This window comes from Vibrio maerlii, assembly GCF_003415655.1.
GTDB classification, from domain to species: Bacteria; Pseudomonadota; Gammaproteobacteria; order Enterobacterales; family Vibrionaceae; genus Vibrio; species Vibrio maerlii.
In genome coordinates this window covers 237919-264141 of sequence record NZ_QRHC01000006.1, presented here as the reverse complement: position 1 = coordinate 264141, position 26223 = coordinate 237919, and the positions used below count along the sequence as shown (strand labels likewise).

Below are 26223 nucleotides of genomic sequence, written 5' to 3'. Positions count from 1 at the left end.
ACTTCATTTCGATTCGTAAAGTCTAGAGAATGACAATAAAGACTGAGCAATAAAGATTGAGCGATTAATAACAAGCTTCTGGACATAAGCGTTTTAGCGACTTTGCTAAGTTAGCAAATTATTGATAACTACAAATATGGAAAATCGCTTAAGTTGGTGCCCACTATTGATGGTGAAGATTACTTAGCGGGTTACCACATCATTGTGGCGTTCAACTAGCCAGTCATGTAGTTGAGGTGCGTTAAGAAGTCCGTGCACTATTATTGAGTTCCAATTGTTTTTTGAACCCGTTTGCTCATCATAGCTTTCGAGCAAATCTTCTAGTTTTTCGACCAACTCATCCTTGTCTATTGTCCTTCGTCTTGAAATGCCTTTAACAACATTTGCAGGAAACTCTACGAGCGTATTTAGTTGCCCGCGTATCCAACCGTCTATATCATTTTTGATAACTACGTTCTTGGTATGATATTTAATCGATTCTATTTCAGGGTGGTTATCATCCACATAGCAGACTTTTGCTCGTATCAAACTGAAGTCGTTTGAATGACTAAAGGTAGTTGTCAATATTCTATCTTGAAGGCACGTATCAAAATACGGATGTAATATTCGAGCTTGTTTATCAAGTGGTCCTTTAAGAAGCCTACCTCGCTCACGATTACAACTGCATGCTGGAACTAAATTTGATGAAAAAATTGACCATGCAGGATAATCTTCTTTCGGCAATAGATGATCTAACTCCGTAGGTTTAAAACCACCACACATCGGGCATACTTCTGGTGAAGAATCTCGCAGACTTTCTAAAAAATCTAATGACTTAGGAGGGCTTTTATAGTGTGTTCGTAATGCTGTTTGTAGATCTCCTGTAATGCCTACATGGGCGATATTCCAAGGGTTACCGTTACTATTTGTGTAATCTACATAAGCAGCTTCAACTAAATGAATTTGCTGTCTCAGGATAGGGTAACTAGTCTTATGGAGTTTCGGATTCTGTGCCAGCCTATGCAAAATGTTAGTATCTTGAACTTGAGGCAAATTAAGTTTTTTCATTCACTCAACATCTTATCTTGTAGTTGTAACATAGCTGACATAGACAACTCCCCCTCAAGCTTATTTTTTACTTGTTCAAATGACAGGTTTTTGACTTTGCTGAAAAGTTTATCTGCTAACCTGTTATCGACATCTTCATCAAAAATGAACTGTGAAATCGATTCTATATCTGCTCCGAACGTCCGTAGCCTTGGAGACACAATAGATATTTCATCTGACTCACTTTTGAGAAGTACATGAACTTGTTCGCGACTTATTTCCCTTACGAAATATGCTGAGTGAGTTGCAATAAGAGCTTGAGAGCCAGTATCTTCAAGCAACTGATCCAATAATCCTACAAAATCTGCAATCATATTTGGATGCATATGCGTCTCTGGCTCATCTAAAAGAACAAAAGAGCCATTTTCAATATAAAGACAACAAAGAAGTGCAAACTTTAGAAATGTAAGCTGTCCGCTACTAAGAGAATGTGAATAGTCTCCAATTCTGAGTTTAGGCTCAGCCCCCGTATCAATACTCCCCCATTGTTCGAGAGACTCTTGTTCTCCACCCAGCTTGTTCAATTTAATTAACTCTAAATAACTCCCACTAGTTTTCTGAACCACAACTTTGTCGATAGGTATCGTATTTGATAAAGCTTCGATAAAAAGTTGCCATCTAGACTTGCTTCCGATTACTTCGTCAGAGCGAACCAACTGGATGATCAATTCATTTATCGATCGGGATCTCTTCGCTCGGCCATTTCTAGTTAAAGATAAACGGCGGTAGTACAGCTTTTGTGTAGCTACCCTTTCACCTGGAAAAGTATTTTGAGTTTCTCCTGGTGTCGCAATAGCAAGGAGCCTATTAATCATAGGGCGCCCTTTGCTTTGACGATCGACTAAGGAAATAGAAGGGTCTTTATATTGGAGTGCGGCCCTACAGAATGACTTCAATGCTTGGCTCTTACCTAGCCCATTCTTCCCTATTAGCACGTTTATTCTTTTGGGTATGATGCTTTCATGGTCGTACTTTAAAGGGATTGAGTGTTGATTCTTAAACCCATCTAAAGAAAAGGTTAGATCCAACTCTTGTGATATCCCACCAAAGGCTTCATCTTGAGCTCCTGCTAACAAGCTGTCTGCATTATTGAATGCAAAGAATCCTTCGGAATTTCGCATGAACCCTAGTTGGAATACCTCAGACTTTGTTGCAGCGTCAACCCATTTATCAGTTGAGTCCTTATGAAGCACCATGTCGTTAATTGCTTGCAAAACAACTTTTAATTGCTCTGGACCCAAAGCTTCAACAACCATTCGATAGTCCGCCATACTGGGTAGCATTGTAAAAAACTGCCTATTATCGGCATTGAAGTTAAACGCCTCAGGATCTTTTGAAAATCTCTTAGATAAGTCTCTCGACTTCTCATTCATTTCTTTGTTGGTTTTACTGTTTACTTGATTTGAATCCAAAGACAAAAAACCAATATAAGTACCGAAGGTATATGTGTTATCAGTAAGCGTGTTGAATACAGAACAGGTACATTTGATTTTAAATCCAAAGTCATTCCAGTTATTAAATGACGGATAGATCAAAACTTCTCCAGGTAATACTGAAGTCCTCCTTTGACCAAATACCACTCTTAGATTTTTATCACTTTCCATTTCAGAATCTTCAAACTTCAGGGTTTATCAACAAAGTGCATATTATGAATCAAATCTAATGGCTCAGTAAATATAACTTTTACAATTGGTTAAGAGTAGTAAACCCCTAAATCCGCAGACGCCCACAAAGTATGCGAAAACGTAGGTCAAGCCACCTCACAAAGGTTGGAAATGTTGAGTGTGCTTGGCACGAATTTGGTAAACCCTATATCATTAGACACTCTTAAGGTATGAGAAAAAATAGGGCAAAATTACTTCACGTTAGTTTGAACGGTTGAGCGTCGCTAGCACATAATGGGGCAAAGGTGTGTTTACCACAATTGGCTTCAGCACAATTCTGGACACACTTGATTTAACACAAGTGCTGGTAATGACAAGCCTAAAAACTGAAAAGTATAGACATTCAAAAAGCATGTATTTATGTGAATATTCCATTATTTATCAGAGTCTTAATTGGTAACTAAGGTTTAGTCACTAAACCTTAGTTACCAACCAAACACTGTAAACCACTCTACACCAATAGGTTTCTCACATGCTGCTAAAGGCGCTCTTGGACATTTTTGTGTTACAGCATAGTCACTACAAGATAGTCGCTATCTTGCTGTGGTTGAACTCGGCGAAATATAGCGTAACCCTAGTAAGAAGAAGTAGAGCAAAAATGAACTGAATAGGCTACCGAACTATGGCAATAGCTTTTTATATCACCTACCCAAGATCAATCAAATTTTGGGGAAGTCGCGGTACATTGTAGTCACAGTAGAACTTTTAGGCTTAAGCTTCAGCCTAAAAAACGCTACACCAAGTAGAACTTGTGTCTTTGGAGTACTTTGTTCAACTTAACCCCGATCAAACCCGATTGACTTGACAGGATATAATGTTTAACGATATTTACTGTACATAAAAACAGTAATTATCGAGGCATTCATGTCACTAGTCAGTGCCAGTGCAGGGATCAGTCAGTTCGAATCTCCTGCTGCCGAATATAAAGCGTTAAAGTCATTGAGTTTAGATGACCTTATTGTTGGTGAACGAAAGTCTTCAACCTACTTCGCTCGAGCTCAAGGTGACAGCATGACGGAAGTTGGGATCTATGATGGCGACTTATTAGTAATCGACCGTTCCTCTACACCACATCATGGTGATGTTGTTGTCGCTACTCATGAAGGGCTTTTTGTAGTGAAGCTTTTAGACCTGCACCATAGACGCTTGATCAGCGCTAATGACAAGTATGCTCCAGTTCCCCTCAACTCTACCTCGTTGGTTGAGGGTGTTGTTGTCCAATCTATTCGATGTCATCGCCCACTGAACCCATGATTTTCCTTTGTGATGTGCACGCAATGTATTGCTCTGTTGAAGCAGTATTCCGTCCAGACTTACGTGACAAGCCTATTGTCGTACTTAGCAATGGCGATGGAATGATCGTTGCGGCGAATAAGAAAGCCAAAGCAATTGGTGTTAAGAAGTTTGCTCCATACTTTCAGCAAAAGGACTTACTTGAATCTTCTGGTGTTGCCGTGTTTAGCTCAAATTATGAGCTTTATGCAGATATGTCGAACAGGCTACATAACACATTAGAAAACTCTCAAATATTTACTCACTATCAACGCTATAGCATTGATGAAGCTTTTGCTGCCATTGAGGGCGTTACACTCAGTGATGATGAGTGGATAGCGACGGCAAGGCAGGTACGTCGTCTGGCATGGACAAATACTCGCCTACCAATAGGTTGTGGACTTGGAAGAACATTTACCTTAGCCAAGGTAGCCAGTCATGTAGGAAAAACTTTTGCGGGTTACCGTGGGATTGCAATGTTAAACCCAGAGAATGAAGATCCAATACTTCAACAGGTTCCAGTGGATGAAGTCTGGGGAGTTGGCCGCCGCACAGCTGCAATGCTCAAAGATAAGAGGATTAATACCGCAGCAGAGTTGGCAAAGATGCCAACTGAGCTTGCTAGGCAGGCTGGATCAGTAAATTTAGAAAGGGTTGTGCGTGAACTCAATGGCGAACTAGTTTACAACTTCAGTAGTTTTCCAGATCTTCACAGCAAACAAGAGATTGGTGCTAGCCTAAGCCTTACTGTTCGGGCCGAAACCTATGACGATTTGCATCAAGCACTTAGCGCTCGAGTAGCCGTTGCTGCTCTTAAACTACGCCAAGTAGGCCTAGGGACTCGATGTATACAGTTTCACGTTTCCTCTGGCCAATATGCGACAGAGCCTTTCTCGCGCAGTGAAACCGTTCGATTCGTAACGGCTATTGATGATACTCGGTTACTCACAAAAGCAGTGACAGAGGCACTTAACAATGGCCTTTTTCAAGAGCAACAACGCTACTATAAGGTAGGCTGTCGCTGCCTTGACCTATGTGATATGCACCAAGCGCAGACGGATATGTTTGTACCACAACAAGACACCCGCTTGATGGAGGCAATGGACGTTATAAATAACCATGCGGGTAAGCGTGTTATACGTTTAGGATCTGAGGGATTTAGCGCCAAGGCAAAGATGACTCAAGATAGGCTCTCTCCTGCCTATTTAACGAAATGGGCTGACCTACCAACGGCTCATTGCCAGTAGAAGACCTACGCTCATATTGCATAAACCATCCCGTTCCGTTCTATCGGGACACTCTTTCCAAGGTAAGATCATTTCAAACAGTGAGCAGAAGCTTCAAACCACTCTGATTACATTTCGAGTTAAAGCGTAATGATGAAACTCCCAGTGAACTGATCACAGTTTTGTAAAACACATTTAGCTATCTCGATGAAAGCGTAACCAGGTCTATCACAGTATCTGATGACACTTTCAAGCATTTGGAACAAGTGCTGTAACCAGGTATGCCCTGATTACACTTTTGGTTCCCAAAAGATGCATCAGGGCCCTGGCAAACTTGCAGTTTGATCGCATGCTCCCAAGGAACTCCAATGAAAAAGAAGATCCACATTTTTGCATCACAGAAAAACTACACAGCCAAAGCTTCAGACAAGTCTAAGTTTAGAGTGTCACTGGCTCATTCGTTGCGATGTCTATCGAGAATGCCCGTCGACTCAATGGAAAAAGTTCAGTGGGACGACTCGCTTTCGCACTTAAATATTTTGTTCAAAGATGGCAAGCAAACTCCTCTAAACGAAGTTACTGAAGACAAAAAATGTGAGCTTATCGACTCACTTACCCCTCCACCTATTCATAACAAGCGTCGAAAGCAAACCAACCTTGCGAACTATTCAAAAAAGATGAGAAATGCGATAACTAAAGAGCGAGCGAATGGTAATACTGATACATCAAATACTCTTTCTGATTTACTCAATACTGACGCTAATGAGCACATTGACGTTGAATCTACACTTGCACAGTTTACGGATAGCTTTAAGACTCGCGCTAAACAAAGACTCAATATGATTGAGACCTTTATCTACGCTCACAATGTATTGATTAGTGACGAACGCTGTGGCACCAACACTCGATATCAAGAAATTATATTTAAGATCCCCGAAAAATGGGAGGTGACTTCAGAGCAGTTTACTGCTGAAGACAACTATAAACTGGTCAAGAACTTCGTCACTAGACTTTTACCTGATTACCCTATCCTATTTGCTACCTCTCATGCAGATGAAAATCTTTACGATAACCACTGCCCCCATATTCATATATTCATTGATGGGAAAAACGCAAAAACAGGCAAATTTGATATTAGGGCTGCTGAGCTGACTGCGTTAGACAACTACGTCAACCAAAACGGTTTAGATGCTGAACACTGGAATAAAAAGAAGAAACAGCAAGATCATGGGTACTCTCGTGAACGTGGTAGAGTTTGGCAAAAGATCTTTCTAAATGCAGCAAATGCGTACTTTAAGAATAAAGACATCCAACTAGAAGCCGAGCACGCGCTCAAAACGACAGAATACGAAGCTCAACTACTTGAAATGCGGACAGAAAGTAAGCGTCGAAAATCAGATCGTCACTACAACTATCATTCTATGCTCGAAGAGCGAAGTGAACACCTTAAACAGGAAGTTTCAGGCTTAGAAAAGCACCTATCTGAACAAGTCGTACAGCTAGAAATGTTTAAGCAATCCAAAGAAGACACTAAGCGTGCTTATCAGGAGCTCAAAAAATTACAGGAAGATAAGCTGAAAATTAAAAGCCAAATTAACACCTCAGCGCAAGCAATTTTAGAGCAAGATAAAACGATTAAAACATTAGAACGAGAACAGCACGATCTCCAAGCATCCTTATCTGCGACACGCGCACAGAAGGAGCAAATGGAACAATTTCTTGATGACGGTCTTCCCAAGCTAAAGCAGTTGAACTCGACAATAGAGCGCTTAGAAGAAGCTGAAAAAGTGTCGTCCAATGACGAATCAGTGAAACCAGTCATCCTCCTCAATAAAATGCTTAATGAATATTACGAGCCTATTCGCAAGCAGAAAAAAGAAGATGAAAGACTTTTTACTCGTATCGTAAATGCGTTCAAAAACTTGAAAACCAAGCTGCAACGCTACTTAGTCATAGAAAAAGCGAAAGACCTATCCCGAGAGGCTGGCTGCAAGAAGCTTGTCAAAGAACTCTATCAAATTAACAAAAACAACCCTGAGCGCTCAATTGAGAGGTCAACAAACAGAGAGCCTAATTAGGCTGACTGTCGTGCTCTGCATTTAGATGCGAAAGCGGCGCCAGTTCAAAAACACGTCAGGCCATGGTAGACCCTGTAGAACAAAATGGGCTAAATACTTGTACCAAATATCCACGGCCTAAAGTAAAACTGGTCACCCATGATTACTGCATTTCAGACAGATAATTTTGAACTGTTTTCTTAGCAAGACCTAACTGCGGAGCAATCGAGGCTGCAATTTGGGAATTGGTTGCATCAGGGCGTCTGCTCAGGTATTCCTTCATAAGAGTGTATGTCTTCTCCTTATTTTCATATGCCTTCATTGCTTTCGCCTCAGTAGCTCTCCCTGTCCTAGATTTTCCTGCTGTAATGAGAGGCTCGGAACAACTTAAGATCAGAAATGCCCCTGCCAAAAAACATTCAATGGCCAGATCGTATGCCAATTTTGGCATAGACTTCTTAATAAAATATTCATAAGAGAGGTCTACATGTTTACTTATAGCGTCGGCTAGTGCCCAATACACTGCTCGCTGGCTCTTATTAGCCTCATACCTGAGATAGTTATCGATGCTTAAATCAACACCGTCGACTGGGTACACTTTAGTCAAGTAATCGGGGGTTATGTTGGTGAGTAATCCACATGACTCGGCCACACTAGAAATGTTATCCCAAAAGATATTCTCTTCCTTCTCAAATACCTGTGGTTGCTGTGAAGCAAGTGACTCAATCTTTTCAACTGTAGCAATACTGATACTGCCAACTTTCTTCGAAATTTGTTCATTTGCTAGATTGAAGGTAAGCCAAGATGCTGGAAGCAATCCTGGTTTATTATTGTGAAGAACGGTTTTTCTTTCTTGGCAGCTCATTGGCTTAGGCTCCTTGTTTATTATTAGTGAGCCACGACCTAGCACAGGAATTGTAAAGAGAATGTCAGAATTATCTTCTAATTAGTTCTGCGCCCGAAATGTGCAGTCAAACTTGTGACCAGCTCGCACAAAAACAACCATAATGCATTGATTTTGTTCACATAATATAAATTAAGTAACTCTTGGGGTCTTAGGCACTAGTAGCGTTATTGAATTGGTTCAGCCATTTATTGCTAAAAGTTGGCCACTACAACGTAGTGACACAAAAGTGCCCCAACGTTTTCTAGGTAGTTGAACTACTACACCTAACTCTTCATTGGATGTGCCAATTAGCAATTCACTTGATAATTCGTTCATAAGGGCTGTTAATGTCACCTTTGGTAGGAGCAATTCAAACTCTCAGATGCCTATACCTAATAGGTATACTTTAGTAGTATCCATATTACCTAGACCTCTACCACCTGGTGAAATCTTGAGTATTGAATTAGCCAAAAAATTTGTTCTTGAGTCTGTACTACAACCTGCGATTGACGATCACCGAACTTCCGAGAAAGTGAAAAATGTTACCAAAAGCCAAATTCCTTGGATTAATGGCTTCAGAAAAGTTGGTGATATTTACAAATACTTGTTGAGCACAACGAAAAGTCGAGACGGTAGCGTTGATGAAATTGAGCAGCTGGGTCTAAAGTCATATGAGCAGATATTGCCTGATTTTGAGAAAAAGTTTAAACACGAGCTAAACGACTTAACCTCACTGGATGAGTTTGTCATTGACAATGAATACTCCTCGAGAGAGTTTCTTCCTATCGTTGGCAGGTATGACACCCGTTCTGGTGGAATTTTGCCATACTTCGAAAACGGTCAACTTAAAAGTATCTTGGTCAAAGTAACTTTCGAAGGTGGCAAGTATAAAAACCAATGGCTGATTGAAAATAAGCTGCTTAAGTATTTCATGAAAAGCATCGGTGATGTATTCAAAGATGATTACAAGGAAAACCAGGCGATTATCAATTCAGGTTCTGTTCCTATTTTTGTATTCACTCGTCAAACCAATGATGAATCCAAGTTTAAATTTAAAGGCGCCTTTAAGTACCTAAATCATTTTGACGAGGGAAATGCAAAGTGGTTCCAGCTTGGAGCTTTAGATTTAGCTCCTAAGATAAACCAACCATCAGAGATTCAAGTATTCAATCAGTCAGTTACTGAATCACTTAAATTATCATCTGACAAGCGTAAGAAACGCTTAGCTAAGGCCTCAAAGAAGCCGAAAAGACGAGTGGTACATACCTACGTGTATGACCGTAATCCAGATGTTGTAGCTGAAGTACTAAACAGAGCGATGGGTTATTGTGAGTCTTGTAATAGCAAGGCTCCGTTTGAGAAAAGAACGGACGGTCAGCCTTTCTTAGAAGTTCATCATAGGATTCGCCTAGCTGACGGTGGAGACGATACTGTAGAAAATGCCATAGCCTTATGTCCAAACTGTCACAGAAAGGAGCATTTCGGCTAGCTCGGTGCTGAACTGAAGATCATTGACATTAGCACCTTATGAATGAGTTCTCTGTGGAGCTTTTGAATGATAGACCGCAGAGACTGATTCGCTTGAAAGGGCTAAGTTGAATTCGGGTGTTACTTTACCCTTATAATGACTAATAATTTGTTAATTTATTTTGAATATCCAACAATTGAAAGGTTCTTACTAAAGGACAATATTATTAGCAGATTTAACTTTAAAAATAATCAACTCAACTAATTCTGGTTGCATGTATGTGTATATATCCTCGATTTCCAAGTTAACTATTTTATTTAGATATTTATCCTCCGTATATTCCCCGATCCTTATAATATGTTTTTCTTCCATTGTATAAATGATATTAGCCCAATCTAGGAGCTCAGTTGTACATAATTTACTTCCATAAAAAGAGCAATATCTTGCGTTAAGACCCGCCGAGCGGTAGCTATTATCATGATCTATTATTTTAAATAAGTCCTCTGCTGTCTTAGATCTATTTAAGTTTGAAGTACATAGAAAAAGTATGTTCATACGTCACAAAGAATAACCTTATATCAATAAATCAAAATCACTATTAATATTTATATCTCTTTTAAAATTAGATTGTCAAGATCTATATCACAAAATTAATCTAGTAAATAAGAAAAACAACCACCTTTGAAATTATTAATTATACATTCGACAATAAATTGGTAATCAAGATCAAATTAATTATACATTCAACAAGAAATTGGTAATCAACATTGAATTTTTCAAAATATAGTTTGTTTCTTATAATATTCAGTGCTACTGTGTTTATGTACAGTATTTAAGTTGCTAATGAGGGCACATATGAAGAGTGATTATGAAGTTTTACTAATTGCTAAATCGAAGCAGTTAAAAGTATCTGTTGATGAGATTAAGTTAGCGTTAGCAATTAAGTCTCTAAGAAGAGGAAACGAATTGACTGAAGATGATGTGATTTTGCTGAGAGAGTTAGACTCTAATGACTTGTTGTAGAGCATAAGTCTAATCGTATTAGATTTTCGATACGTTGCTTTAGAAAACAATGCGCTTCAGTCATTAATTTTTCTAAAGCAACATATCAAGACTCAAACTTGGCTATTAAACCATAACTTTTAGCACTGCATGTAAATCAATAACTTAAATTCAGTTTGGACCGAATTCACGTATCATTCACGTAAGTTACGTGAATTATGAAAAGTAATGTAAAAGCTTTCGAGGATTGTTCTTTGAAAATTATATATTTTGATGTAAAAAACCTTCTTTACTCGCGATTTTATGTGAATAAGAACGCTTTTGTTAAAGCTGCTTTTGACAAGGGTGGGTTTATGAGTGTTAAACAAGTGCTAGAAAACGTACCTCCAGATCTCGAAAGTGCGAGAAAGCTTGCTGAAGTATCTGACGAAATTGGTACGCTATTGTATCCGACGAATCCTTTTTTTTACCCTCGCGACTTACTTGTCTGCTGTAATATTTTCGCTGAAAATCAATTGGCTCCATTCATTGATCTAAGACGAAAAATGAGGCTTGATGATTCGGACTGGCTGAGAACTACAAGGTGTCACGCCGAGTGCTGTAATGCTGATTGGTATGCGTGCGGTGACTTCGAGTGGGATGAGCGTATGAAAATGTTCCAAGATAGATATTTTCATCTCAGCAGCGAGAGCGGAATAGATGATGCTGTAATTACTAATATACGTGAGACGTTACTATAATTTGAACGGTAATCTGTAGCTCTTCAAGGTCTGCAATGCGCTTTCGTAATCTTAAAGTTCGATTTGTTCTGGAATCAAAGGGGCAACCTTAGGGCTTATGCCTTGTTGCTCAGCTTTGAGCTGGCGCAACCACTTATCCATAGCCGATTTACTAACATTCATGGCTTTAGCAGCCTCGACAACCGAGTAGCCTTGTTCAACAACAAGCTGAGCAGCCTCAAGTTTAAACTCAGCACTAAAAGTTCTTCTGGTACGCTTTGTCATAGTTCCACCTAGTTAGAGGCAGGATAACACCTCTAACTAGGTGGCCAAATTCACTATACCACTACAGTAACTCTCTTCTTTTCAAATTGAAGTGTCAGAGAGTCAGTTTTATGAGACTTTACGATCTGAAAGCCTTCCCAGAATGACGATAGGAAAGTATTATTTGACGTGAAAACGGTAGTCTGTGAAAGGTTGTGTTTGGCGATGTAAGCTTACTACTAACTATCGTTTTTGTTTTCCGTTTCCGCTAACCTGCGAAGAACCAAAAAATTGGTGATGTAAATCACAAATATCGATTCAAACTTACTGTTCCCCTAAACGTTCCCCTACTTTTTAATTCATCGATATTATTACTTTATAAACAGTAACTTAAACTCCTAGCAACAATCCCTCTTAAATTGTTTGTTAGGGCTCTACTTAAAACGTTTGAGATACCTTGTGTGTACCCAGCCTGAAATCTTCAACTCGGATTCTTGATCAACCCACTCAACTAGAGACCAGTTCTTTTCTTTTCGAACAATATTAACGACATAACCATAATGAAAATACCCTAAAACCTTTGATTTCATGGATGCCTCAGTACGAACATTTAAGGTGTCTGTCGAGACAAACCTGAAAGTATTTAGCTGCTGACGGTCAGTCACCGACGAGACTACTTGCTCATTTATAACTTTATTGCGCGTTCTGTTGTCAGATTGAAGATACCCCTTGATATGATAATCAGAAACCGGTGCTAAAAGTAAACCAAGTATCATTATGATTATTGGAAAAATATAAGTAGCAATAACCTGTTGAATTTTAGGCTCTTTTAATGCTTTAACTTCCTGCAAAATGTTATTTAGCAAGCGTTCTAAGCTTTCAGCTTCGATGGCAGTTGAGGTTGTTAATATCTCAGAAGATATATCATTCACTTCATCCTTTGATATGCCAGATGATTGCATTGCAACATCAAACAACTCAGCTTCAGCCATCTGTTTCAAGATCGTCAATGATGGGTTTTTCTGAACCAATTTTGCGGGGTCAACTACAAGAGCCATAGCTTCTTGTAGCTGTTTCATTGGATTCGTAATCGCTTCCATCATTTCACGATGTTCTTTAAGAGGGTCTGGAAGTGAGTATGCCGCTACTCGAAACTCTTTCATTGGGTCGGCTATAGCCGCCATCATTTCACGGTGTTCCTTTAGAGGATCTGAGAATGACTGTGTCATTGCTCTTAGCTCTTTCATCGGGTCAACTATCGCTGCCATCATTTCGCGTTGCTCCTTTAGAGGGTCTGAGAATGACTGTGTCATTGCTCTTAGCTCTTTCATAGGATCAACTATAGCTGCCATCATCTCACGGTGTTCCTTTAGAGGATCTCGAAATGACGTATCTAAACGCAAGTCTTTAAGAGGATCAGATAACGAAGCCATCATTTCACGATGCTCTCTTAAAGGATCAATATCAAATGCCTTAAATTTATTTAGATTTTGACTCACGCTTTCACCTTAGTTCACACGAAAAATACAGTGTACTGTACTAGAGGTTAATATTGTACCTTTGAGCCCTAACGCTATCTAAATGGCAAAACGCCTTCTTTCATACACATATAGTCTCTTATCCTTTTCATCACATCAATTAAAAATCAGAAACTTATGGAGCATGTCAGGTTGTTAGATCGCAAAGTGCACCTTAACTAAAGCTGGTTCACTTTCGCACTTGATCCTTATCAAACACCCGTCAACTCAATCACTGATTGATAGCCGATATACACCGCCATCACGATGAGAAATACCGCGAATATTCTTTGTAAATAGGTTTGGTTGACTAACTGACCTAGTTTGATGCCAGAAAAGCTGCCGATGATTCCGACTGCGCTGATGATGGCTATAACGTTCCAATCAATCGGGATGTTGGATTCTGCTAATAGTTGTTGGTACTTGAAGAAACCACTGGCGGATTTCATGAAGATGATGACGAGGCTGGTCGCGATTGCGGTTTGTATAGGTAAACCACCAAGAAGAACTAGCGCGGGAACAATTAAGAACCCTCCCCCTACTCCGACAAAACCGGTGAGAATGCCCACTAGCAAACCATCGGCGATCATATGGAGATAGCCTCGTTTGGTTGTATTCAGTTCCTGATTCGTTGTCAGCATCTTGTATGCGGCATAGAGCATGACTAGGGCAAAGATGATGAACTGAATGGCGCCAGGAACGAACTTGGAGATCCATGCCCCTAAGTAAGTCCCAGCCATTCCTGGTAAGCCGAAATATAGGACTCTATCCCATGCAACTTTGCCTTTGATTATATGAGGAATCATGGTGAAAAAGCTGATAATGCCGACGATCGCGAGTGAACCTGCAATGGCCAGCTTCTGTTCTTGCCCTACCAAATAAGACAAAACAGGTACTGTCAATATCGAGCCACCCGATCCGAGCAGCCCTAACGTCAAACCTATGCTTAGCGCACCTAACACGATAGAGACCATACCCACTCCTTTGGTTATATACATTCAAACCTTAATATCAAAATAATCTAATTTAGCTTTTGCTAATATTAATATTACCACATACATTAGAAATAGCTAATCGAAGGAGATAAATATGAACAAGGTTGTTTCATTCTTTCATAAACAGTCGAGTACTTACTCGTATATCGTTATAGATCAGTCAACTAATGCATGTGTCGTCATAGACCCCGTACTTGATTACGATGCTAGCGCGGGTCGTACATCGACAGAATCTGCAAGTGAGATGGTGGATTACATCAAAGCGCATTCTTTTCGTTTAGAGTGGATATTAGAAACCCACGTTCATGCAGACCACCTTAGTAGTGCTGCCTATCTCAAAGCGCAATTAGGCGGAAAAATTGCCATAGGTGCGAAGATCACCGACGTTCAACAACTCTTCAAGGGTGTATTCAACACTGAAAATGAAATGCCAATCGATGGTAGTCAGTTTGATGCTCTGCTTGAAAATAAAGCTGAAATCAATTTTGGCGAGTCTAGGCTCAAAGTAATGCATACACCGGGGCATACTCCAGCGTGCTCCACCTATGTTATCAACGATGAGCTTGCCTTTGTGGGTGATACAATCTTTATGCCTGACATGGGAACGGCACGTTGCGACTTCCCAGGAGGTAGTGCGCAACAGCTCTTCAGCTCAATCCAACAAATACTCTCCCTACCCGATGAAACTATCCTGTACATGTGTCATGACTATGCGCCCAATGGTCGAGAGTACAAAAATATCACTACGGTAAGAGAACAGCGCCATAAGAACATTCACGTCAATCATGATGTCATTGAAAAAGAATTCGTTTCTCTGCGAACGGAAAGAGACAACACATTAGCTGTACCTGCCCTCTTGATTCCTTCAGTACAGTTCAATATGCGTACTGGCCAAGCACCTAAAGCCGAAAGTAACGGTAAACACTATCTCAAGATCCCTTTGAATCAATTTTAGGTGACGGTATGAATATTCAGACTCTCAGTACACACTATTCTGTCAGCGACCAGCTCTTCGTTGAAGACCTATCCACAATTAAAAAGCTTGGCTACGAAGCGGTCGTCTGCAATAGACCCGATGACGAAGTCGAAGATCAACCGAGCTTTAACTCTCTAAGAGAAAGAGCAGAAGAGTTAGACATGAAAATGTTTTATATCCCCATGTCTTGCCCCGAGTTCTCAATGGCTGACCAAGACGAACTCCGAAACGTCCTAAATGAATACACTCTTGTTCTGGGCTACTGCCGAACAGGCAACCGTTCGAAGATCCTTTGGGATAGCATTGCCGCACTATCAGTAAAATGAGGTAGAGCTCTGTTTTGTAAAGGAGTGTCAAAGTAAATAAATCAGTGTAAAGCAACTTTCAATGTTCAACCGCCGGCGTATCCTGAGTATTAGGGTCATATGCTCAGGAGTTCCGTCCATGTTGAAACTAACCATTTTACTCACATTATTTTGGCTACCAAGTGCCTTACTCAACTTGGATAGTCTTGATAACTTTTTTGCATGGAGGCACCAACTAATCATGTACACCGGTTTTCTGAGCCTTGGGTACATGAGTGTTGCGGTTTTACTTGCTGCTCGATTCAAGTGGGTAGAGAACTGGGTTCAAGGGCTCGATAAAGGCTATCAACTGCATAAATCACTGGGGATCGGTACACTTGTCTCTCTTACGACTCATTGGCTCAGTGTTCAAGGCGCTAAATGGTTAGTTGGAGCAGGTTTGTTGGCTCGCCCTCAACGTGGTGGTGGCCAGCATCGCCAAGCGCTTGAGGGCATTCCTTGGCGTGGCATCGCTGAACAAGTTGGTGAGCTCGCATTCTATGTGTTCATTATTTTTGCTGTCATCAGCTTAATTCAAGCGATCGGCTATCGTCAGTTCAAGTTTACCCACAAAATTGGTGGTGTGCTGATGATTGCAGGGGTCTTCCACTCCGTAATTTTGCTCGACTGGAACTTGGGCTCTATGCCTATGAATATCGCTATTGGCGCTCTTTCTGCCATCGCTGTTTACTGTTCGTACCTATCGCTTACGGGCAAGATCGGGCGAAATAAAAAGTCTAGTGGCCAAGTGACATCCAAAGAGGTCTTTTCTAATAATCAAGGCATAGAAGAAGTGGTTCGATTCTCCATTCAGTTAGAAAAACCACTGAACTACAAAGAAGGACAGTTTGCTTACCTTGATTTTCAAGATGGCGAATCCGCTCACCCATTTTCTATTTTGAACTACGATAGCAGTAGCAATACCATGGAGTTTGGAGTGAAAGCGCTAGGAGATTACACAAGCACGCTGATCAATAAAATCCATCAAGGTCAACCGGTATCGGTTGAGGGAAGCTATGGACACTTCCAGATTGAAGCAGAAGATGAGCAATTCTGGGTTGGTGCGGGTATCGGTATCGTGCCATTTGTCTCACGTCTCTATTGGCTGCGTCAGCTAGATAAGCTGACCAACAAGAACAGCGCCACACCGAAGAAGGTTCATTTGTTCTACTGCGTAAACAACAAAAAAGACGCGTATTTTGAAGCTGAAATTCTATCTACTATCAAGCAGCTAGACTTCGTTGAGCTACGAACTCTCTACGCCGATGAAGGTGAGTTGCTCTCTGTTGAAACTCTGTTGAAATATAAAGATGCTCGCTCGATGCATGTGAGTTTCTGTGGGCCTGAAACGTTCAGAGAAAAATTAAAATCAGGATTGATGCGAGCAGGTATGCCGGAGAATCAGATGCACTTTGAATCATTCAAAATGCGTTAACAACCACAACCACAACCGCGCATTATAGTAAAAAACGGGTCAATCACTCGAGAGACCCGTTTATTATAGTAATGTCCTACTTCAATCACCGATTTCGATCTACTATTCGTCACGAGAATATTTACCGACTCGAGTCAGGCTGCTCATTGACTATCTGCTTCAACACATCAGCTAGCTAACCCGCACAATTGCAAGTTCGTCTGGCCACCAATTTTGCAACATGGCTTTCGCTTCATCCGGTGAAGCGAACAGCCAATCTCGAACTGCAAAGCTTGGAATCAAGAAAGGCATGCGGTGATGATAAGGCAAATACTGGGGTGTAGGTTGAGTCGTTAAGGTGACCATTTGATTGCTACCAGAAAAACCAACCGCCCCCATATAAAATGGTGAGTCATCCGGTTGTTTGAATAGATATTTCAACTTTTCCCCATCCAAATCGCTCCATTCGTACCAACCGCTACAAGGTAACGCGACACGAGACTGAACAAACGCATCTCGAAATGTCGGCTTTGAAGCAACACTTTCTGCTTGGGCATTGATGATCACTCTATTTGCCCAGTTAGGTTTTATTCCCCAGTTGAGCTCTAATTGATGGAGTTGCTGATCTTTGACCGCGACAACAGACAGAGCATCGGTTGGTATTAAATCTTCATTGGGTTTTGCTTTGAAGGTTAAGCCTAGTGCCCCACTCACGATTTGCGAGAAAGGATCATCGAGTACATTCAATCGTCCACACATTGCATCACCAAGAATCTGCTGAATACGTTAAGCATAGACAAACAAAAAGCAGCCTGTTTAAAGACTGCCTTTGAAGAGATAACATACCTAGTCTCTTTTAGCGTTAACTATTACTGGTCTGCTAACAACTTTGCAGCTTGGCGCATATAAGCCGGCCCTTTATTCTCTCCGTAACCTGAGTGATATGGATTCGTTGAGAACATCACACCAACAAAGTCACGCTCAGGGTCGATGTAGATGAACTGACCCAAATTACCGCTCTTACCAATAGCACCATCATCGAAAATAAAATCAAACTGATAAGATTGAGATGAAGTCATCTCGTTAAACGTGCTGTATGCGCTCGCCTGTTTTGTCGAGTTCTTATGCGTCTCTGGGTCACCATTGGTTCTAATCAGCTTCAGTACATCGTCTGTCACCACTTGCTCGGTAGCAACTGCTGACCAACTAGGCGTAAACAAGGTGCCAAATCGAGCTTTGTCCTCAACAGTCGAGAGCACTAAACCAAGCGGAACGGCTAAACCATCAGGGGCCTGATTGAACAATACTGGTTGTCTTGCCATCACTTTACCCCATACACGCTCTTCAAAGACTCTTGCCCATTTCGCCTCTTCAACGTTTTCGACCAGCTTTGTCAGGAGCATAGTATTGATCGATGCATAACGAAACAGCTCACCTGGCCCTTCGCCTTCGAGTTCATGCGTATCTCTAGCAACGTTTAACCAACTCTCCATTTCCCCTGTTGATGCCCTTGGTGAGCCCGTAATAGAGGCAAAGAATCGCACTACGGGTGAATCTGGGTTCAAAATCGACTCTAGAGTTTCTTCGTTGTCTAAACCTGTTGTGTGATTAAGCACGTTCAAAACGCTTATCTTGTCCCAAACCGTACCCTTTAGCTCCGGAAGATAAGTCGTGATGGGCTGATCTGTTTCGACTTTACCTTCATCGACAAGCTGCGCTACGATCAATCCGACCATGGTTTTTGCGGAAGATGCCCACACGTGACGGTCTGTCGGTTTCATTCCAGGGTACGCTTCGTACACCACTTTTCCTTCATGGATAAGCATAAAGCCCTGGGTGCGAAACTGCGGGTCTGCAAGGTATTCCTTCAACCCCATTTCACCCTTAGTTTTCGTTTCAACGACCAAGTCGTCTAGCTGCAACTGAATGTTGCGCTCTAATGGTTTATATTGTTGATTTGGCGACGCCATCGAGGTTGGCATAAACTCATTCATATACGAGTTATAATAGAGTGAATGGTCGCCGCCCATTTGCCAGTGAAAGTTATTAAACCCCTCACGCGCCTTATCGACAAACTGAGGTGAGAAACTCTCTTTGGCTGCACTCACCGGTAGGTTAACCATCGCCCCTTCCACTTTTAGCGCCTTCTCAATCACATTCTCTTCACTTGCTATTACAGAGAATGCGAGCAGTGACAAAACTGGGGTTAACACTTTAATTGTTGGCTTTTTCATTCAAAATCTCCTCATTGGTTTGGAGAAATTGTCGATGAATACTTAGATAGAAAATAGGTCATTTAGTGACAAGCATTCAACACACCCCTACACTTATTAATAACCACTTCTGATACTGAAACGCCATGCAACCCACTTCGCAATCGACACAACTCTTAGTCAGTGCTTCAAGTAATCTCACCCCGTTCATCACTTATTGTGAGAAACAGAACTTGGACTGGCATAAAGCGGCACAGGCATGTGAGCTGCCGGTCGAGCAGCTTTCACCTGATCACTGGTTAGCAACAAAAGATGTAATGCGATTTTTGTTCGAACTCGACAAGCTCACTGAAAAAGCCATCAGTATCGAAGTGGGTAAGCGTGCAACCCTATCCATGCTCTCAAGTAGTATTGAGTCAAAATTAAGTTCTGTGAAGACTTTGGAGCATGCGCTGGCTGTTTTAATCGAAGACATAAATAGCCTCACCAACCATGTCACTTTATGGACCGAACACAGAGATGGTACCTGGTGGTTGTGCCATAGAAGTTGCTACAGGCCAACTAATATAGGCTTCGCCCAAGCAGAATGGTTTCGCTCATTATCGTTAATCAATTGCTGTCAGCGCTTTCTTGGTCAGCATTGGCAACCGAACTCAGTGACCATGATGTCTAAAGATGCTGGACTGCAAGCGCAGAAACTCTTCTCTACCACGACTTTGGGCTTTAATAGCACTTATGGTGCGTTCACGATTCCTTTAACCGCTGATTACGCGCCAACGCCAACCATAGAGGCAGATGTCGATTGGCAGATTGCGGTACAAAGACTGATCAACACATACGCTTGCTTGCCCTGGTTTAATATTGATTGGTTCGCTCATTTATTAGGAATGACTCGCCGAACGTTACAAAGGAACTTAAAGAGCCTAAGCCTTGTCTTTGGTGAATTAAAAACAACTGCGAGGATGGAGAAAGCCAAAGCTTTGCTTTTGGACGCAGATTTGTCGGTGTTAGAGGTCAGTTGGCAGGTGGGATACAACGATTTGAGTAACTTTAACCGTGCATTTAAGCAGAGATATAACATGACTGCACCGCAATTTCGGCGCAGTCATCGAAAGAATTTTATTCGGCGCTAGTTAAGTATTGATGCCAGTTGTTGTTGACTGTTTCAAAGCTATCAATACAGTGCTCTCTACGGTCGGTGATGAAGTCTTCTTCTACCTCATCCAATAGGTGTTTGTGCTTGTCTGGATCACTACCAAACACTAGACACAGCGTCGCAAAATAGCGCTGTAAGTCAAAACTATGTTCACCTGCATACTCGCCAAGTTCATAATATTCCGAGTTCTCTTCCGATTGAGATTCAAATGCAAACATATCTGCGGCGCTGATTGAGACATCATCTCCGTTCTCAACATAATTGAGTAGTATAATCGCTGCAAAGTTATCAACGACGTCCTCTTCTTTGCCCAAAATAGCGATCTCCCGCTCAACCACATACGCATGCCCCACTTCGTGAAGTAATGTGTGCAGCATGGTATCTATCGCTCCACTCTCTGCTGATGCACCGCTTTCTTCCTCATCACGATTCTCGGCAAAGTAATCTACGGACTCGAGATAAAACGCATAAGGGATTAAAATACTCTGCTCTGAAGGGTCATAGAGTGGACCATCCTCCGCACCATATTCAATGGTTAGGTCGCTCTCAAAAGGGAAATACTGTTCAGATAAATCAATCAGGGCCTGATTAATACCACTCCGTTCTATAGATTGTTTTGCTTGTTGTTCTTCTGGAGATTGGGGCTCGTTCATCTTAATTGAAATGCCGGCCACCGCTTGGCCCATACAAGAAAGTAATAGAGTAATGATTGCTAATTTCTTCATTCATTGTCCTTTGAATCAAACTTTGCTCTTTTATTGAAGAATAGGACAAACCGTTCCCAATCGACCACATGAAATTCGAATAAATGTCTGTAAAACAAGAGCAAAATGGCCATATAAAGAAACGACCTTGACGTCACGATATATAAAAGAACTCAAGGGCGTTTGCTCATCCCTATTTAACCAGCGTCTTTCTTAAGCCGATCCGAGAATGACCAGCCGGGAAATTATCAAAGCGAGTAAACTCTTCAAGCCCTTGGCTCTTGTAAAAATCCGCGGCTTGCCAACTCTGAGTCCATAGCCACAAGCCTGACAAGTTTTGGTCAACAGCATGCGTCTCAGCAAGATTCATCAAATGCTTGCCCATCCCCGTGCCACGGCAACTCTCATCTACCCATAGTTCGCTGATGTATAACCAATCCCATAACAGGTCGGCAGTCAGTGCAGCAACTAACTCACCTCGCTCATTTTGAAGCGTCCAGTTTAGACGCTCTTTATCGTAGGTTGGCGCTTGTTGCGCTTTACTATGAGACTCTAACCCTGCAGAAAGAGCACCTTGTAACTGTTCGTCTAATGGTCCGCTACTAAATTGGATATTATCTTTATTCATTTCTATTCGTCGCCTCTTTTATTTGGCGCTAAGTTTACCTCAATTCAGTGTATGGTTAATGCGATCGCATCAATTAGAAACAAACTACTTTTCTAACTGCTAACATCCTATTGAGTCAACAATTTAGGCCAGTTCTTATCGGCACTTTTAACATTACCTGGGATGTCTTGCTCCCAAGTTTGCTTCACCGATCGGCTATAGTTTAGGTAAAGCTTACCTTGGTAAATCGACCATGCTGATGGATCAATCTTTGCGGTATACCCTTTACTCACCGCCCAAGCGCAATAACCACCGTATTGAGGGGCAAATTTGTCAGGATCTGACTGGAATTTATCTAGATTTGCTTGTGAGGAAAAGTGCCAATCTGCCCCATTCCATTCATAAACCAAGTCATCGCTGCCCTTCACAGGCCTCTGCTCAGTAAAATAAGCGACAGGATCATAGCCTCTAATCGCCTTACCAAAGAAGTCGCTGTATACCGGCTCAATCGCAAGCGCTGAAAAACTGATTCCCAACCACAGCACAAGTGCTGAAATAAGACGACCTAGAATGTTCATAGCAAACCACCTTAATGTTTGAACGGCTAACCCAAGAGATGATCAATAAGAAAGCGATTCTTAAGATAAAATTTCAACAGCCTTGACCCTACATCAAGATTAGTCCAACTAAGGGGAGTCGATGTATAGCCGAAGCATGTCTTTGTGTTGAATACCCATTTCAAAAATTGGCTCTGGGTAATGAATAAGGAAATAGTCTTTATCTACCCTATCAACTCGAAACCCAAGGCGCTGATAAAACATCAGTTGATAGCCAAAGGTTCCGGTACCAAGTTCGATCCGCTCTATCCCCTGCGCAAACAGTTCATTCAGTGCATACTGCATTAACTTTGAACCAACTCCTTGTCCTTGATGGTTAGGATGGACTGAAACATTGTAGATTTCACAGGTACCTGATTGATTGTTCTTGGCAATACACGCACCGACAATGTTTTCATTTTGCTGAGCGACAAAACACCAAGACTTTATCAAATACTTCTGAATAGCTTGAACCGAAGGATCGGCTTCAAGTAGTAACTCCATTGGCACATTTACAGCATCGATTTGTCGAAACTCCATCATCTACACATTACCTTTAATTACACCCATTGCTTATAAGTGTATAACGTTAAAGACATTATTCATTACAAATATTTTGGTTCGAAACATTTCCCTTTTATACTGACAATCAAACTGTCATTGAGGACATAGTGATGAAAAAGATAGTATTTTTTGTACCAATAGAAGACGCAGAAAAAGTAAAAGACGCGGTTTTCGCTGCAGGTGCGGGGAAGATTGGTGATTACGACCGCTGTTGTTTTCAAATTGAAGGAATGGGACAGTTTCGCCCACTCGATGGGGCGCAGCCTCACCTTGGTAAACACAACGAACTAGAAACGGTTCGTGAATTAAGAGTAGAGTTGGTCAGTGACGATCAATTTGTTAAACCAAGCATCGACGCACTACTCAAAGCACACCCATACGAAGAGGTGGCATTTGAGGTCTTTGATATGCTCGATTGGACGAAACTCTAATTGATCATCCAGAACGAGAAGTAACCTAATTCTTTAGTCTAGAGCAGAGAAAAAGCTTGCGACAATGTGAGCCCGACAAGGGTTATCATTTGCTGTTCCACCTATCCTACAAGTATCTGCACTAAAAGGAGTTAGGATATGTCAGAACACGCATTGGAATCGGTTTATCTCCAACTTATCGAACAATTAAAAGAGAAAATCGACCCACAGCGCATTATCACTGAGTCTGCAAAGAGACTCGCCTATGGCACCGACGCTAGCTTTTATCGCTTAACACCCAAAGTCGTTCTACAACTGTCAAATATCGATGAAGTTATATTAGCGATTAACTGCTGCCGTGATCTTGGCATCCACTTCACTTTTAGAGCCGCAGGGACCAGCTTGTCGGGTCAAGCCTTATCCGATTCTGTTTTGATTACCCTAACAGATGACTGGCGTGGTCACTCTATCCTAAACAACGGCGAACAGATCACGCTACAGCCTGGGGTGATTGGGGCTGATGCTAATCGCTACTTACTGCCTTATCAACGAAAAATAGGGCCAGATCCCGCCTCAATCAACACCTGTAAGATTGGCGGTATTGCTGCCAACAACGCTAGTGGTATGTGTTGTGGTACGGCGCAGAACTCCTACCAAACCGTCGCCAATATGAAGTTGGTATTTGTTGATGGCTGCTACCTTGATACAAGTGATCCAGAGAGTGTTGCGCAGTTTAAACATGAAAAAGCTGAATTACTCGATTCGTTACAGCAACTCGCAGCTAACACCTTAAACAACAAAACGCTCGCAGAGCAGATTCGACATAAGTACCGTCTTAAAAACACCACCGGTTACTCGCTTAATGCCCTCGTTGATTTCGATGATCCTATCGAAATCCTTAAACATCTAATGATTGGCTCAGAGGGAACGCTAGGTTTCATAGCCGAAGTGACGTATAACACGGTCGAAGAGCTACCTAATAAAGCCTCTGCTTTACTGGTTTTCCCAACGATTGAACAGGCCAGTCAAGCCGTAACGACGCTATCGACGACACCTGTTGCTGCAGTCGAATTGATGGACGGACGCTCTCTCGCCTCGGTAGCCGGTGAACCTGGTATGCCAAGCTTTATTGAAAGCCTAGATGCCAATGCCACGGCATTGCTGGTCGAAGTTCATGCTCATTGCAACTCAAGCTTAACGACGCGCTGTGATGAAGTGCTAACCAGTATTGCCGATTTCTCTATTCTTGAGTCCATTCCATTCACGAGTGATGCCCAAGTCGTTTCCTCTTTATGGGCAATACGCAAAGGGCTTTTCCCGGCCGTTGGCGCCGTCCGAGAAGTAGGTACAACGGTAATTATTGAGGATGTTGCGTTTCCCGTTGAGTACCTTGCGAATGGGATTAACGAACTTCAGCAACTGTTCGATAAATATCACTATGATGAAGCGATTATTTTCGGCCACGCTCTAGAAGGCAACTTACACTTCGTATTCACTCAAGCCTTTGATACCCCTACTGAAGTAAAACGTTACGAGCAGTTTATGGAGGACGTTGCTCAGCTGGTCGCTGTAAAATATCAAGGTTCACTCAAAGCTGAACACGGTACCGGTAGAAACATGGCACCATTCGTCGAGTTAGAATGGGGAAAAGAAGGCTATCAACTCATGCAGCAGATTAAGCGCATTTTTGATCCACAAGGCCTGATTAATCCAGATGTCATCATCAGTAGCAACCCAAATACTCATATCGAGAATCTGAAACCTATGCCTGCGGCGAACGATATTGTTGACCGTTGTATCGAGTGTGGATTCTGCGAGCCTGTTTGTCCATCACGAACACTGACATTATCACCAAGGCAACGAATCGTGCTCTACCGCGAAATTAAACGCAGAGAGCGAGAGTTGTCTCCAATCGACGCCAAGGCACTAAAAGAAGTATTTGAATACCAAGGACTCGATACCTGTGCCGCAACAGGACTGTGTGCTGATCGTTGTCCAGTTGGAATTAATACTGGTGATTTGGTGAAAGATCTTCGTACCGCAAAGTACAAACGATTTACACCCATTGCTCAATGGACGGCAACGCAATTCGCGACCACTTCAAGCCTTGTTCGCTCAGCATTAAACGTCAACCAGTCCTTAACGAAGCATCTCGGCACTGAGCGTTTGCAAAGCTCGTTCGACACTTTAACAAAATGGACCGGCGGTCGAACACCTACTTGGTACCCTGAGACACCTTTAGCCAATAACCATCGCCCGAAGACCCAGCTTAAGAATGAATCGCAACAGACCGAGACCGTAGTTTATGTTCCTTCTTGTGCTTCAAGAACAATGGGAAGCCAGAACGGTAGTGACGAGCATCGTAGCCTTACGGAAGTGACACTGTCTCTTTTAGCTAAAGCAAATGTTAACGTCATCATTCCAGATCAGATTGATCAGACCTGTTGTGGTATGCCTTATGAGAGTAAAGGCATGAAGGATATTGCAGAACAAAAACGCGCTCACCTCGAACAACTGCTTTGGGATTCCAGTAATCACGGAGCGTTTCCGATACTGATGGATACCAGTCCCTGTGTGAAACGTACAATAGAAAACTCTACTCACCCCTTGTCTATTGAAGAGCCAACTAACTTCATCCTTAATCACTTGTTGGATCGTTTATCCATCGAGCAAAAACAGGAAACAGTGATGCTGCACGTCACCTGCAGTTCTCGAAGAATGGGGCTAGAAGCCAATATGCTCAAGTTAGCTCAACTGTGTGCATCCGAAGTGGTGGTGCCTGAACACATCTCGTGTTGTGGTTGGGCAGGAGATAAGGGTTTTACCACACCAGAACTCAATGCATCTGCACTCGATACCTTGCAGGCTCAAGTACCAGAAAATTGCACTCGAGGATTCAGCAACAGTCGAACTTGTGAAATCGGTTTGTCTCACCACAGTGGTGTGCCCTATCAATCGATCCTTTACTTGGTTGATGAAGTCTCAACGCCTTTGTAAATACTCAACTTCAAAATTCATAAAGCATTGATTATTAAGGCCCTCTTCATGAGGGCTTTTATAATGACTCAAAATAGTTCATTCGA

23 protein-coding genes and 1 pseudogene are annotated in these 26223 nt (G+C 41.8%); 12 read left to right on the top strand and 12 right to left on the bottom strand.

The features are described 5' to 3' along the window. Positions 1–183: 183 nt before the first annotated feature. A complete protein-coding gene (locus tag DPF91_RS12550) occupies positions 184–1047 on the bottom strand; it encodes an HNH endonuclease (protein ID WP_117234771.1) in 864 nt (287 codons plus the stop codon). Then, positions 1044–2690: an AAA family ATPase gene (locus tag DPF91_RS12545; RefSeq protein WP_117234770.1), complete on the bottom strand. Its 1647-nt coding sequence runs from the start codon at positions 2688–2690 to the stop codon at positions 1044–1046. Before DPF91_RS12545 ends, DPF91_RS12550 begins: the two co-directional genes overlap by 4 nt. Positions 2691–3614: 924 nt before the next feature. On the opposite strand from DPF91_RS12545, the gene DPF91_RS12540 reads away from it, so the two are divergent. The 3 genes from DPF91_RS12540 (at position 3615) to DPF91_RS12530 (ending at position 7326) form a co-directional block, all read left to right on the top strand. Further along, positions 3615–4004, top strand: coding sequence for a LexA family protein (locus DPF91_RS12540; protein WP_117234769.1), 390 nt, complete (start codon positions 3615–3617; stop codon positions 4002–4004). Next, on the top strand, positions 3980–5269 hold the full coding sequence (locus tag DPF91_RS12535; protein WP_117234768.1) for a Y-family DNA polymerase: 1290 nt from the start codon (positions 3980–3982) through the stop codon (positions 5267–5269). The genes DPF91_RS12540 and DPF91_RS12535 overlap by 25 nt, the downstream gene beginning before the upstream one ends. Before the next feature lie 347 nt (positions 5270–5616). Then, positions 5617–7326, top strand: a complete 1710-nt coding sequence (locus DPF91_RS12530) for a coiled-coil domain-containing protein (protein ID WP_117234767.1) — start codon at positions 5617–5619, stop codon at positions 7324–7326. A 142-nt stretch (positions 7327–7468) separates the two neighbouring features. Here the strand turns inward: DPF91_RS12530 and DPF91_RS12525 are convergent, their stop codons facing one another. Further along, positions 7469–8170 carry a hypothetical protein gene (locus DPF91_RS12525; RefSeq protein ID WP_117234766.1) on the bottom strand — a complete coding sequence of 234 codons (702 nt, stop codon included), beginning with the start codon at positions 8168–8170 and terminating at the stop codon, positions 7469–7471. A 472-nt stretch (positions 8171–8642) separates the two neighbouring features. Between DPF91_RS12525 and DPF91_RS12520 the strand changes: the two genes are divergently transcribed. The 3 genes from DPF91_RS12520 to DPF91_RS12510 all read left to right on the top strand — a co-directional run bounded on the left by DPF91_RS12520 (position 8643) and on the right by DPF91_RS12510 (position 11401). Further along, complete coding sequence (locus tag DPF91_RS12520; protein ID WP_338116876.1) at positions 8643–9680, top strand: HNH endonuclease; 1038 nt, start codon at positions 8643–8645, stop codon at positions 9678–9680. Positions 9681–10514: 834 nt separating this feature from the next. After that, the gene (locus tag DPF91_RS22085; protein ID WP_164684141.1) at positions 10515–10682 is read left to right on the top strand and encodes a hypothetical protein; all 168 of its coding nucleotides are present in this window, start codon (positions 10515–10517) and stop codon (positions 10680–10682) included. Positions 10683–10879: 197 nt separating this feature from the next. Continuing rightward, a complete protein-coding gene (locus DPF91_RS12510) occupies positions 10880–11401 on the top strand; it encodes a hypothetical protein (protein WP_117234764.1) in 522 nt (173 codons plus the stop codon). Between the two features lie 19 nt (positions 11402–11420). Here the strand turns inward: DPF91_RS12510 and DPF91_RS12505 are convergent. The 3 genes and pseudogenes from DPF91_RS12505 to DPF91_RS12490 form a co-directional block, all read right to left on the bottom strand. Beyond that, a pseudogene (locus DPF91_RS12505) lies at positions 11421–11665 on the bottom strand (transposase); the annotation flags it as partial. A gap of 413 nt (positions 11666–12078) precedes the next feature. Next, positions 12079–13143: an SH3 domain-containing protein gene (locus DPF91_RS12495; RefSeq protein WP_117234763.1), complete on the bottom strand. Its 1065-nt coding sequence runs from the start codon at positions 13141–13143 to the stop codon at positions 12079–12081. 230 nt (positions 13144–13373) lie between these two features. Beyond that, a complete protein-coding gene (locus tag DPF91_RS12490; protein ID WP_117234762.1) occupies positions 13374–14135 on the bottom strand; it encodes a sulfite exporter TauE/SafE family protein in 762 nt (253 codons plus the stop codon). A 115-nt stretch (positions 14136–14250) separates the two neighbouring features. On the opposite strand from DPF91_RS12490, the gene DPF91_RS12485 reads away from it, so the two are divergent. The 3 genes from DPF91_RS12485 (at position 14251) to DPF91_RS12475 (ending at position 16911) form a co-directional block, all read left to right on the top strand. After that, complete coding sequence (locus DPF91_RS12485) at positions 14251–15111, top strand: MBL fold metallo-hydrolase (RefSeq protein WP_241033818.1); 861 nt, start codon at positions 14251–14253, stop codon at positions 15109–15111. Positions 15112–15119: 8 nt separating this feature from the next. Continuing rightward, positions 15120–15458 (top strand): protein tyrosine phosphatase family protein, encoded by a 339-nt coding sequence (locus DPF91_RS12480; protein WP_117234760.1) that lies wholly within the window; start codon positions 15120–15122, stop codon positions 15456–15458. 118 nt (positions 15459–15576) lie between these two features. After that, complete coding sequence (locus tag DPF91_RS12475) at positions 15577–16911, top strand: ferredoxin reductase family protein (protein ID WP_117234759.1); 1335 nt, start codon at positions 15577–15579, stop codon at positions 16909–16911. A gap of 171 nt (positions 16912–17082) precedes the next feature. Here DPF91_RS12475 and DPF91_RS12470 read toward each other — a convergent pair whose 3' ends face one another. Together DPF91_RS12470 and DPF91_RS12465 are read right to left on the bottom strand one after the other, a co-directional pair. Beyond that, positions 17083–17649 carry an SOS response-associated peptidase gene (locus DPF91_RS12470; RefSeq protein ID WP_117234758.1) on the bottom strand — a complete coding sequence of 189 codons (567 nt, stop codon included), beginning with the start codon at positions 17647–17649 and terminating at the stop codon, positions 17083–17085. 110 nt (positions 17650–17759) lie between these two features. Further along, positions 17760–19124 (bottom strand): serine hydrolase domain-containing protein, encoded by a 1365-nt coding sequence (locus DPF91_RS12465; protein WP_117234757.1) that lies wholly within the window; start codon positions 19122–19124, stop codon positions 17760–17762. A gap of 212 nt (positions 19125–19336) precedes the next feature. Between DPF91_RS12465 and DPF91_RS12460 the strand changes: the two genes are divergently transcribed. Continuing rightward, positions 19337–20236: a helix-turn-helix transcriptional regulator gene (locus tag DPF91_RS12460; RefSeq protein WP_164684139.1), complete on the top strand. Its 900-nt coding sequence runs from the start codon at positions 19337–19339 to the stop codon at positions 20234–20236. Here the strand turns inward: DPF91_RS12460 and DPF91_RS12455 are convergent. From DPF91_RS12455 to DPF91_RS12440, 4 genes are all read right to left on the bottom strand, one after another. Continuing rightward, entirely contained in the window at positions 20223–20945 is a 723-nt protein-coding gene (locus tag DPF91_RS12455) for a DUF4344 domain-containing metallopeptidase (protein WP_420855602.1), read from the bottom strand. The two genes, DPF91_RS12460 and DPF91_RS12455, sit on opposite strands and share 14 nt — an antisense overlap. Positions 20946–21156: 211 nt before the next feature. Next, positions 21157–21591, bottom strand: a complete 435-nt coding sequence (locus DPF91_RS12450; RefSeq protein WP_117234754.1) for a GNAT family N-acetyltransferase — start codon at positions 21589–21591, stop codon at positions 21157–21159. 107 nt (positions 21592–21698) lie between these two features. Then, on the bottom strand, positions 21699–22148 hold the full coding sequence (locus DPF91_RS12445) for a YHS domain-containing (seleno)protein (RefSeq protein ID WP_117234753.1): 450 nt from the start codon (positions 22146–22148) through the stop codon (positions 21699–21701). 108 nt (positions 22149–22256) lie between these two features. Further along, positions 22257–22706, bottom strand: a complete 450-nt coding sequence (locus DPF91_RS12440) for a GNAT family N-acetyltransferase (RefSeq protein WP_117234875.1) — start codon at positions 22704–22706, stop codon at positions 22257–22259. A 134-nt stretch (positions 22707–22840) separates the two neighbouring features. Between DPF91_RS12440 and DPF91_RS12435 the strand changes: the two genes are divergently transcribed. Continuing rightward, the gene (locus DPF91_RS12435) at positions 22841–23161 is read left to right on the top strand and encodes a YqfO family protein (protein ID WP_117234752.1); all 321 of its coding nucleotides are present in this window, start codon (positions 22841–22843) and stop codon (positions 23159–23161) included. Positions 23162–23299: 138 nt separating this feature from the next. Beyond that, positions 23300–26137, top strand: coding sequence for an FAD-binding and (Fe-S)-binding domain-containing protein (locus DPF91_RS12430; RefSeq protein ID WP_117234751.1), 2838 nt, complete (start codon positions 23300–23302; stop codon positions 26135–26137). The last annotated feature ends 86 nt before the right edge of the window (positions 26138–26223 follow it).

Bases quoted from the DNA above. Each gene is read 5' to 3' on its own strand.
- DPF91_RS12475 (WP_117234759.1), top strand. From the start codon at position 15,577: ATGTTGAAACTAACCATTTTACTCACATTATTTTGGCTACCAAGTGCC.
- DPF91_RS12485 (WP_241033818.1), top strand. From the start codon at position 14,251: ATGAACAAGGTTGTTTCATTCTTTCATAAACAGTCGAGTACTTACTCG.
- DPF91_RS12545 (WP_117234770.1), bottom strand. From the start codon at position 2,690: ATGGAAAGTGATAAAAATCTAAGAGTGGTATTTGGTCAAAGGAGGACT.
- DPF91_RS12455 (WP_420855602.1), bottom strand. From the start codon at position 20,945: ATGGGCCAAGCGGTGGCCGGCATTTCAATTAAGATGAACGAGCCCCAA.
- DPF91_RS12525 (WP_117234766.1), bottom strand. From the start codon at position 8,170: ATGAGCTGCCAAGAAAGAAAAACCGTTCTTCACAATAATAAACCAGGA.
- DPF91_RS12430 (WP_117234751.1), top strand. From the start codon at position 23,300: ATGTCAGAACACGCATTGGAATCGGTTTATCTCCAACTTATCGAACAA.
- DPF91_RS12445 (WP_117234753.1), bottom strand. From the start codon at position 22,148: ATGAACATTCTAGGTCGTCTTATTTCAGCACTTGTGCTGTGGTTGGGA.
- DPF91_RS12480 (WP_117234760.1), top strand. From the start codon at position 15,120: ATGAATATTCAGACTCTCAGTACACACTATTCTGTCAGCGACCAGCTC.
- DPF91_RS12540 (WP_117234769.1), top strand. From the start codon at position 3,615: ATGTCACTAGTCAGTGCCAGTGCAGGGATCAGTCAGTTCGAATCTCCT.
- DPF91_RS12450 (WP_117234754.1), bottom strand. From the start codon at position 21,591: ATGAATAAAGATAATATCCAATTTAGTAGCGGACCATTAGACGAACAG.
- DPF91_RS12440 (WP_117234875.1), bottom strand. From the start codon at position 22,706: ATGGAGTTTCGACAAATCGATGCTGTAAATGTGCCAATGGAGTTACTA.
- DPF91_RS12510 (WP_117234764.1), top strand. From the start codon at position 10,880: ATGAAAAGTAATGTAAAAGCTTTCGAGGATTGTTCTTTGAAAATTATA.
- DPF91_RS12530 (WP_117234767.1), top strand. From the start codon at position 5,617: ATGAAAAAGAAGATCCACATTTTTGCATCACAGAAAAACTACACAGCC.
- DPF91_RS12435 (WP_117234752.1), top strand. From the start codon at position 22,841: ATGAAAAAGATAGTATTTTTTGTACCAATAGAAGACGCAGAAAAAGTA.
- DPF91_RS12550 (WP_117234771.1), bottom strand. From the start codon at position 1,047: ATGAAAAAACTTAATTTGCCTCAAGTTCAAGATACTAACATTTTGCAT.
- DPF91_RS12465 (WP_117234757.1), bottom strand. From the start codon at position 19,124: ATGAAAAAGCCAACAATTAAAGTGTTAACCCCAGTTTTGTCACTGCTC.
- DPF91_RS12490 (WP_117234762.1), bottom strand. From the start codon at position 14,135: ATGGTCTCTATCGTGTTAGGTGCGCTAAGCATAGGTTTGACGTTAGGG.
- DPF91_RS12470 (WP_117234758.1), bottom strand. From the start codon at position 17,649: ATGTGTGGACGATTGAATGTACTCGATGATCCTTTCTCGCAAATCGTG.
- DPF91_RS22085 (WP_164684141.1), top strand. From the start codon at position 10,515: ATGAAGAGTGATTATGAAGTTTTACTAATTGCTAAATCGAAGCAGTTA.
- DPF91_RS12535 (WP_117234768.1), top strand. From the start codon at position 3,980: ATGTCATCGCCCACTGAACCCATGATTTTCCTTTGTGATGTGCACGCA.